At 34.6% G+C, this 9852-nt stretch carries 11 protein-coding genes; 5 read left to right on the plus strand and 6 right to left on the minus strand.

Features of this window, described 5'->3' with window-relative positions; translation table 11 throughout:
* Positions 1-8 precede the first annotated feature (8 nt).
* The 5 genes from HMPREF2864_RS07260 (at position 9) to HMPREF2864_RS07280 (ending at position 4373) form a co-directional block, all read left to right on the plus strand.
* Positions 9-983 (plus strand): FecCD family ABC transporter permease, encoded by a 975-nt coding sequence (locus HMPREF2864_RS07260; RefSeq protein ID WP_070545388.1) that lies wholly within the window; start codon positions 9-11, stop codon positions 981-983.
* Positions 964-1743, plus strand: coding sequence for an ABC transporter ATP-binding protein (locus HMPREF2864_RS07265; RefSeq protein WP_002460916.1), 780 nt, complete (start codon positions 964-966; stop codon positions 1741-1743). Before HMPREF2864_RS07260 ends, HMPREF2864_RS07265 begins: the two co-directional genes overlap by 20 nt.
* The gene (gene srtB, locus HMPREF2864_RS07270; protein WP_002460915.1) at positions 1740-2462 is read left to right on the plus strand and encodes a class B sortase; all 723 of its coding nucleotides are present in this window, start codon (positions 1740-1742) and stop codon (positions 2460-2462) included. The genes HMPREF2864_RS07265 and srtB overlap by 4 nt, the downstream gene beginning before the upstream one ends.
* A 17-nt stretch (positions 2463-2479) precedes the next feature.
* The gene (gene isdG, locus HMPREF2864_RS07275; protein ID WP_070545386.1) at positions 2480-2803 is read left to right on the plus strand and encodes a staphylobilin-forming heme oxygenase IsdG; all 324 of its coding nucleotides are present in this window, start codon (positions 2480-2482) and stop codon (positions 2801-2803) included.
* A gap of 73 nt (positions 2804-2876) precedes the next feature.
* Positions 2877-4373: a glucosaminidase domain-containing protein gene (locus HMPREF2864_RS07280; protein ID WP_070545384.1), complete on the plus strand. Its 1497-nt coding sequence runs from the start codon at positions 2877-2879 to the stop codon at positions 4371-4373.
* 355 nt (positions 4374-4728) lie between these two features.
* On the opposite strand, the gene HMPREF2864_RS07285 is transcribed toward HMPREF2864_RS07280, so the two are convergent.
* The 6 genes from HMPREF2864_RS07285 to HMPREF2864_RS07310 all read right to left on the minus strand — a co-directional run bounded on the left by HMPREF2864_RS07285 (position 4729) and on the right by HMPREF2864_RS07310 (position 9698).
* Positions 4729-5727, minus strand: a complete 999-nt coding sequence (locus HMPREF2864_RS07285; protein WP_002479131.1) for a FecCD family ABC transporter permease — start codon at positions 5725-5727, stop codon at positions 4729-4731.
* Positions 5724-6719 carry a FecCD family ABC transporter permease gene (locus HMPREF2864_RS07290; protein ID WP_070545382.1) on the minus strand — a complete coding sequence of 332 codons (996 nt, stop codon included), beginning with the start codon at positions 6717-6719 and terminating at the stop codon, positions 5724-5726. The genes HMPREF2864_RS07285 and HMPREF2864_RS07290 overlap by 4 nt, the downstream gene beginning before the upstream one ends.
* A gap of 15 nt (positions 6720-6734) precedes the next feature.
* The gene (locus HMPREF2864_RS07295; RefSeq protein WP_002460906.1) at positions 6735-7727 is read right to left on the minus strand and encodes an ABC transporter substrate-binding protein; all 993 of its coding nucleotides are present in this window, start codon (positions 7725-7727) and stop codon (positions 6735-6737) included.
* 371 nt (positions 7728-8098) lie between these two features.
* Positions 8099-8707, minus strand: a complete 609-nt coding sequence (locus tag HMPREF2864_RS07300; RefSeq protein WP_070545380.1) for an FMN-binding negative transcriptional regulator — start codon at positions 8705-8707, stop codon at positions 8099-8101.
* Between the two features lie 13 nt (positions 8708-8720).
* On the minus strand, positions 8721-9227 hold the full coding sequence (locus HMPREF2864_RS07305; RefSeq protein WP_070545379.1) for a GNAT family N-acetyltransferase: 507 nt from the start codon (positions 9225-9227) through the stop codon (positions 8721-8723).
* An 18-nt stretch (positions 9228-9245) separates the two neighbouring features.
* Entirely contained in the window at positions 9246-9698 is a 453-nt protein-coding gene (locus HMPREF2864_RS07310; protein WP_002479128.1) for a MarR family winged helix-turn-helix transcriptional regulator, read from the minus strand.
* Positions 9699-9852 lie beyond the last annotated feature (154 nt).

Consider the following 9852-nt stretch of genomic DNA (forward strand, 5'->3'; position numbering starts at 1 on the left):
AAGAGGATATGAAAAAACATCCAGCATTTTTAATGGTTATCATGTTAGCATTGCTCATTGTGACAACATATGTTGCTGTGGTTGTTGGTAAAATACCAATTAGTTTTGATCAAGTAATGACTAAAGTAACTACTGGTAGCGAACAGCATGTTGATGCGGTTATCGATTTAAGGTTTCCAAGGATATTTATTGCATTATTTGTGGGGGCTATATTAGCAGTATCAGGCGCTTTATTACAGGCTGTTCTGCAAAATCCACTCGCAGAAGCAAATATTTTGGGTGTTTCATCAGGTGCGTTAGTGGTTCGCAGTCTTGTGCTTTTACTATTTCCAGGGTTATATTTTTACGCGCCATTTCTAAGTTTTATTGGTGGCGTTATACCATTTATGGTGTTGTTTGTGCTTATTGTGAAATATAAATTAGCGCCAGTGAGAATGATTCTTGTAGGTGTGGCATTATATGCAATGTTAAATGGCATACTAGAACTGTTAGCTCAAGATCCGTTTATGAAGATTCCACAAGGTCTTACTATGAAAACTTGGAATGATGTATACATTGTTGCAATTACTGCAATCATCGGTATTACTTTAGCTTTGATTTTGGCACAAAAAACAAACTTATTGGCTTTTGATGAGAAGCAGGCAAATAATATCGGTTTTAATATTACGAAGTATCGATTAATGATTGGATTAGTCGCTGTCTTTTTAGCAAGTGGTGCAACAGCAATAGTAGGACAAATGGCATTTGTAGGTTTGATTGTGCCACATATTGTACGTAGATGTATTGGCAGTAATTATAAAAAAGTATTGCCATACTCAGCTATGATGGGTGCGTGGTTGGTGTTGTTAGCCGATATCATTGGCCGTACTATTCATCCACCACTTGAAATACCAGCGAATGTGCTAACCATGATGTTAGGTGGTCCAATATTAATTTATATGATTTGTAAAGGAGCGGTAAGTCATGCGCATAGAACATCTTAACTTTTATTACGACTTACAGCGACCAATCTTTGAAGATATTTCACTCGAATTTAAGTCGAATGCGATAACTACCATTATTGGGCCAAATGGATCAGGAAAATCTACTTTGTTGCAACTTTTATCTCATAATCTCAAGCCAAAAAGTGGTCAGATTTTTCTTCAAGACAAATTATTAAATCAATATAGCCAGAAAGCGTTAGCTCAGCGATTAGCGACGGTACATCAAAAAAGTAAGGTACCTGAAGATTTTACTGTTAGACAAGTGATTGAAACAGGCCGTTATAGTTATCAACGTCTGTTTAAGAAAGATTTACGCAAAGATAGTGTCGTGAATACGGTGATTCAACAATTAGATTTGACACAATTTGAACATCAATCAGTGATGAACCTATCTGGTGGTGAATTACAGCGTGTATTTATTGGCATGGCTTTAGCACAAGAACCTCAATACTTATTGTTAGATGAGCCAACAACCTTTCTAGATATTCATTATCAGTATCAAGTTTTAGATATCATTAAATGGCTGCATGAGGAATATCAAATGACGATTATTATGGTGCTACATGATATTAATCAAGCGATTGAATATAGTGACGAACTGATTTGTCTAGGCAATAAAGGATTACTTGCGCAAGGGCGACCTAAAGATATTATTGACCACACATTAATTCAAGACATGTACCACATTGATGCAAAGATACTTCAAGATCCTGATTGCGGCACGGTCATTGTCAAAAAACGAGGCGGACACAACAAATGAAATTAGTGCTTCGATTATGTCAAATCATCCTAATAGCAGTTATCGTCATTTCAGTCTATCAAATTTATCATTTACATTTAGCAGATAAACAAGCTGAAGAAAGATATAAGAACTTACAACAAAACTATACTACGCAATCAGCAAATAATGAGGTCAGACCACAGTTTACACAATTAGAACAAGTGAACAAGGATATTGTTGGCTGGATTCACCTTAGTGATTCAACTTTAAATTATCCGGTATTGCAGGCTAAAGATAATAAGACTTATTTACAGCATGATTTTGAGCATGAAGCAAGTCGCAAAGGTAGTATTTTTATGGATTATCGTAATGCGATAGCACAGCCTGATTTAAACACTGTCATTTATGGACATCATGTTGGTGATAACACCATGTTTGATGTATTAGAAAAATATTTAAAACAATCATTTTATGATAAGCATAAAAGCATTCAATTCGATACAAAATATCATAAATATCGCTTAGAAGTTTTAAGTGCTTATCAAACAACGACGAAAGATAATTATATTCAAACATATTTTAAAACGCAGCAAGCCTATGACAAATTTTTAAAAGACACGATGCGCAAGTCGGTAATAAATACTACTACAGAAGTATCAGCTAAAGATAAGATTGTAACGTTATCGACATGTGAAGATGCGTATAGTCAAACATCTGGCCGTATTGTAGTGGTCACAAAATTAGTTGAATTAAAATAGAAAAGGAGCATGTAGCAATGAATTTTATGGCAGAAAACAAATTAAAGTTAGATAAAGGTACAGCAGAAGGGATTATCGATCGATTCTATACTAGACATGGGATAGAGACATTAGAAGGCTTTAAAGGCATGTTTGTTATGAAAACACATGAATTAGAAGATTATGATGAAGTGAAAATTTTAACATTATGGGACACTGAAGAAGATTTTAAAGATTGGTTACAATCAGATGTTTTTCGCAAAGCACACCAACATGTACGTCATCAATCACAAGATAGTTCAAGTCCAATCTTAGAAAATACTGTAATAAAATATGACATTGGTTATCAATATTTAAAGTAAAGTGAATCAGATTGCTTTGAAATTTATTCATGCAATCAGCACTGGGGAATAGAGAATTGATGGAGGTAAATAAGTGAGCAGAAATAAATTAATATTTTGTGTAATTACCGTCACTGCATTGTCGCAATGGATAAGTACGCCACTAAGTTCCTATGCGATGGATACGCAAGTGCATCAACATAAAAATAAAAAGGTACATAAGCAAGATGAGGATGCGTATCTTAGCCCAAAAGACAAGCACATTGAATCAACGGAAGTACCAATCAATGATATTGAAGAAGAAGTACCATTGCCTAAAGTGGTTGCCTCGCATCAACGCGTCAATCAGCATAAGCCACCTAAAGTAACTTTATTACCACCTAATGAGACGTCAACAGTTGCATCTCAGCATGATGATGAAACATTGATTCAACGTATGCAACATGATGAAGAATCGAACGATGTACAATCTAAGCAGTTAACGACGTCTAAGGCACAACATCAGCAAGTTAACAATCCTCAGACGAGTGAAAATGAGTCATCTCAAAGGAGAGCAGCGCAAGTTGTGACGAAGCAGGGAGATTCATCTACAAATGGTTATCGCGATACAGCGATATTGCAGCAAGCGCCAGATACTGATGATGATAAAGCTGAAACACAGTATGAAGTTGCTCAGAGTAGTGACACGCGTGAATTTATACAAAACATTGCTGAAGATGCACATCATGTTGCACAAAAGGAACATTTGTATGCTTCTGTAATGATTGCACAAGCCATATTAGAATCTGATTCTGGTAATAGTGCGCTTGCAAGTGCGCCACATAACAATTTATTTGGCGTGAAAGGTGCTTATCAAGGAGAAACTACAAACTTCAATACATTAGAAGCAGATTCTGAAGGTAAAATGTATCAAACAACTGCAGCATTTCGCAATTATCCTGATACTAAAGCAGCATTAGAAGATTATGCTAAGTTAATTCGTTATGGTATCGACGGGAATAACAATATTTATCAAGGTAGTTGGAAGACACCTGGCATGACATATGAAGATGCTACAAAAAGTTTAGTAGGTACGTATTCAACGGATCCTGATTACGATAAAAAGTTAAATAGTATTATTAAACAATATCGTCTAACGGAACTGGATGGAGAAGAAATGCCTATTTTAGATGAAGCATTTTTCAATAAGTCTTACGATGATAATCAAGGTGACTATAAGCCATTTAAAGAAATGGACAGTCAGTCTAAAAACTTTTACCCACAAGGGCAGTGTACCTGGTATGTCTATAATCGTTTGCAACAATTTAATCTTTATGTAGATGGATCAATGGGTAATGGCGGAGACTGGGCTGTGCGTGCTCGTGATAAAGGCTATCAAGTGTCAAATCATCCATCAGAACATACAGCGGTATCGTTTAAACCAGGGCAGCTTAATGCGGATCGCTATTATGGACATGTTGCGTTTGTCGAAAAAGTAAACAGCGATGGTTCAATTATTATCTCAGAAAGCAATGTCAAAGGCTTAGGTGTGATTTCATATCGTAAAATCAATGCTAATCAAGCTGAGACATTACAATATATTCAACCTTAAGAAGCATTGTGAATGCAAGTGTTGTGCTATAAAGTATCATCTTGGGACACGAGTCATTGAAAAAGAACAGGCTGGGACATACATCTCAGAAAAGTAACACTCAGATGAATTAAATTCAACTCATCTGAGTGCTTCTTTTTTATTCATAGTGATGTGCACCCCAAAAGTTGTACTTTGGTTTAGTACAATGCTTCGTATTGTTGGCTTGCTTTCTTAGAGGACAGTTTCAGCCTGTCTTGTTTCTTCATAAGTCTTGCCAAAATACTTTGCAGTTATAGCTAAGTTACACACCTATGCATGGCGATGCATTTAGTTATAATTTAGCGTGCGGTATGTCTGAAGGTTGACTACTTTTTTATAATTTTTTAACAGTTAGTAATAAATATATAAAGAATGGCGCACCAAAAGCGGCTATAAATATACCAGCAGGAACTTCTTTTGGAAGGAATAAGGTACGTCCAATTAAATCGGCAATGACTATTGAGATGGCACCTAACATTCCTGACATCAACAATTTGCTAGCGTAACTGCCTTTAACGATTGTCTTAGCAATGTGTGGGGCAATTAATCCAACGAAGCTAATATTTCCCACTAGACTAATGGCTATGGATACTAATATCGTAGCTATTAGTATTTGCATTAGTTTCATGCGCTGTACATGTAAACCTAAACCAATAGCTAAAGGGTCAGTTAATGCGGATATTTTCATTTTAGGAATGATTACCAGAAGCAGTGGAACAATCGCAATAAGGACACTACCTAGAACAATACTATCTTTAAATGTTGCGCCATAGAGACTTCCCACTAACCATGTGTAAGCTTTAGCAGCTGATAGTTGCTTGGTCGTTATAAGCAAGCCTTGTACTAATGCTATGCAGAGCGTTTGCATAGAAATGCCAATAATAATTAATGTTGTTGGCTTAATTTGGCCGTGCTTTTGAAAGATGAGTAGAACCAGCATTGCAATCATCCCTCCAGTCACTGCGAATAGTGGGAGCACCTGTATACTTATTTGATTAAAAAAGTTAATAAATATGACTGCTCCTAAGCTTGCACCTCCTGTAATGCCGATAATATCGGGTGAGGCAATAGGATTCTTTAGCACATTTTGCAGTATTAAACCACTTATACCGAGAGCCATACCAGCTAAAATGGCTAATATGATTCGCGGCAAGCGCAATACCTCTATCGTAAACTGATCAATACTATCAGCTGGATTGAAAAAATACATGACAATGCGTTGCAAAGAAATATAACTGGAACCAGCCATCATGCTAATAACTGAAATTACTATTAAGAAAATAAGCGCAATGATAAGGTAATAAAAGTCTTTCTTTTTAATCCTTTCTGTCATAAGCGATGTGGTCCTTTCTGCATAAGATAAATTAATACACTTGCACCCATTATAGCGGTTACAACACCGATGGGTAGTTCAAGCGGTTGGATAATTACTCGTGCAATCATATCCGATAAGAGCATTAAATTCGCGCCAGCAAGTGCATTAAATGGTATGAGGTATTTATAATTTGGTGGCAATAGTCTTTTACTTATGTTGGGGACGATTAAGCCAATAAATGCAATTGAACCAGCCACAGCAACGGAAATACTTGCTAACATACTAATCAGTAGTATAATGAGCCATTTTACTACTCTAATATTTTGTCCTAAACCAGTAGCGATATCGTCACTTGTCATCAAGATATTAATATGCGCACCCATACTGAATGCGATAAGTATAAGTATTAAAATGAGTGGAATAATCCATGTCATATCCCAAATATTACGTAATGATACAGAACCACTTAACCAAAATAATAGGCCTTGTAAATCTGTTTCATTCATGATTAAAATGCCTTGTGTGAACGCTGTAAATAACATAGATATTGCAGCACCGGCTAGAATTACACGTTGTGGTGAGAATTGAGTCTGTCTAAACATTCCTAATGTGACAACTAATATGGTTACAATAATGGCACCTAGAAATGCAATAACGATAATTACTTTAAATGATTGAATCTGGAAAAAAGTAATGCTCAAGATAACAAAAAATACTGCACCCGCATTTACACCAAATAATCCTGGAGAGGCAATAGGGTTACGTGTGAGTGCTTGCATCAACAAACCTGCTACGGCTAGTGCAGCACCAGTAAGCAAAGCAATGATTGTTCTAGATGTTCGTGTTCCAGTAACAATGTGGTGTAGCTCATTCGCGCTATCAAAGTTGAATAACGCTTGTATCACCATCATAGGTGATACAAGCGTGTTTCCAATCATCAAACTAGAGATAGCTACTATAACAAGGCAGAAACCAGCAAGTGCGATTTGATATTTTGGTTTAAGTAGCATTGAATAACTCCTTAGTTACTTTGATTGTTTATCAATATTGAGTTTGTCATATAAATCATCGATGAGTTTTAACGAAGATTGATAACCACCAGCTAAATTCCAAGTGATTTCGTCTAAGTCGGTTGATACTTGGTTATTTTTAACTGCAGTTAAATGTTTCCATTCTTTACTTGACGTCCATTCATCTTCTGTTTTCTTAACTAACCCTGCATCTTTTGCGGTAGGATCAGACTGAACCACAAAGATATGGTCCGCTTTCATTAATGGAATACTTTCTTTTGATGTTAGCTGAATAATGTCTTTTCCTTTATCTACTTCTTTTTGTAAAGCTTTATTTCGTTTAAATCCTAAATCACTTAATATTTCACCAGCGTAACCACCAGCATATATTCTAGTATGATCTGCACGGAAGTTGACTACTGAAGCAGACAATGGCCAAGCGTCTTTATATTTTGCCTCAGCATCCTTTTTAAATGCTGCGACTTTATCATCATATTTTTTAAGTAATTTATCTGCTTTACGTTCTTTTCCTAAAGCCTTACCCATTAACTTTGTAGTATCTTTAAACTTAAAGACATTATCAGTCGAAATGGTTGGCGCAATTTTAGATAATTGATCATAAACCTTTTCATTTCGAACTTTGGAAGCGACAATCAAATCTGGTTTTAGTTTAGAAATTTCTTCTAAATTAGGCGTAGGTTCTTGTCCAACAATCGTTGTGTCTTTTAACGCCTTTTTTAAATAATTGTATTTTGGTTTTTGTGTCCATGATTCAACAGCTCCTACAGGCTTAACACCTAAAGAGACAGCGACATCAGTGGCACCTTGATATAATGTAACCACACGTTTAGGTTGACCTTTAATTTCTGTGGTTCCCATCGCATGTTTAATTTTCATTGTGTCCTTGTCTGACTGATCTGATGTTGATTTATTAGAATTCCCACTACATCCTGCTAAAATGACAATACAAGCAAGTGCAGTAACTATAATGTTAACAACTTTATTCATTGACTAAATGAGCCTCCTTCATGATGTATGACAATGATAATCATTATCAAGATTAGTATCTATGATTAGGTTTTCTAAGTCAACAAAAATTTTATAATTTATATGTAATTTAAACTTAGTATATAGATATAAAAAAATATAAATGTTAAAGTTTTATGTAGTAAAAATTATTGTTGATTAATATTATAGTATACGGGGATTTTGGAGCAGTATTTATGATTGTCTAAAGTCAAATATGTCAAATATGTCAAATAAGCAAATGCTTATGTGCTATTAGATATAAAATGTCCCCTTCAAAATGGAGCTATGAATGCTGATTTTGAAGGGGTAACGAATATATGTTAAATGTTTAAATTATTATAGAATGTCTTCTATTTATAGTTTTCAATTTCATCGGCTAAGTTAATTTGTACATTGTCATTACTTTGTTTAAGTTTAGAAATAATATTTTCTTTTTCCTTTTCACTTCGAGTTTGGCTTAATTTATATGCTGCTTCCAATCGGTTTACTTTGATTTTAAATCCTATGACACCTTTAATTTGTTTTAAAGTTTGATTAGACAGTTTATCCCAAGTAGCACCATTTTCGCGATGCGCTTCATATTTATTAAGCATACTTTTTAACGCATATGTTAATTCAGCTTCGTTTAATAGCGCACCAGTGCCGTAAGCATGCACACTTTGATAATCCCATGTTGGTACATCTTCTTCTTCGTACCAACTTGAAGAAATATAACTATGAGGACCTGAAAAGATCACTAGTATATTTGAATTATCTTGTATCGTCTTCCATTGCGGGTTGCTTTTTGCAAAATGTCCGGATAAATACATCGTGTCTTCGTTGTATTCAATCATTACGGGTACATGTGTAGCAATAGGAATATGATTATCAACGGTAACTATTGTGACAAAGTTATGTTCTTCCATAAATTTTTTAATATTGTTATCATTTTTCATTTGGTAGTGCTTTGGAATATACATGATACTCTCTCCTTTATATATGCATCATCATAATATAATCTGTTTGTTTTTCGTCTCCCATATAAAATATGTGGCTATCAATTATATGAAATCCCAAGTTTTTATAAAATGTTATGGCGTTATCATTTTTTTCCCACACACCTAACCAAATAGAGTCACAAGAAAGTTGATTTGCTAATGTTAACGCTTGATTGAATAATGCTTTTCCTAGCCCTTTATGCTGAAAAGTGCTTAAGATATATATACGCTCAATCTCTAAATCGTTGTCATTGTATGTTTCAGTTTGGGCATCTTTGATATTTAATTTTAAATATCCTGCCAATTTATCTTCATCATAAATAAAGTAAAAAAAGGAATGGGGGTTATTTAATTCATCGATGACTTTATCATGAGTGAAATTTTCAGCTAGATATTGATTAATATTCTCTTCTTTATTTTGAAATCTAAACGTTTCATCAAATGTTTGATAAGCGATCTTTTGTAATTGAACTGCATCATCAATAGTACATGATCTGATCATTTTAAATCTCACCCTTAACTAATACTTTCTTTTGTAACCCTTTTTTACTTTGGACCAATCTTCAGATATGTTTTGTTTTACTCTTTTTAATGCCAGTGATAAATCAGTAATTTCTTTCTGGGAAAAGCCTTGTAATGCAACGGCATTTGAATGATTGTTTTCTCTAATAATGAATGGATAAAGTGATTTGCCCTTTTCGGTTGGGAATAGCAATTTGTTCTTTTTATTAGTAGCATCATTTTTCTTTACAATCATATGATTTTTTTCGAGATTTTTAATAGCTCTAGAAGCCGTAGTGCGATCAATTTTTAACATTTCAGCTAATTTTTCTTGGATAATTCCAGGATTTTCACATATTCTAGTCAAATAAATAAACTGCCCTTTAGTAAGATCAATTTCTTTAAATTCAATATTGCTAATAGAATCCAGTGCTCTGGCAATAACACCGATATCTCTTAAAATATCTTCCACATAACAACCCCCTAATAAAATTGTTGCATTTGCAAGTATATAACAACAATAATATAGCACAAAAAAATCGACTAAACCAGTTTCTTCTAACAAAAGAAGCTGGGGTGGGGGGCCCAACAGAGAGAATTTCGACAAGAAATTCCACAAGCAAAGG

The organism is Staphylococcus sp. HMSC059F04, assembly GCF_001812565.1.
GTDB lineage: Bacteria > Bacillota > Bacilli > Staphylococcales > Staphylococcaceae > Staphylococcus > Staphylococcus lugdunensis.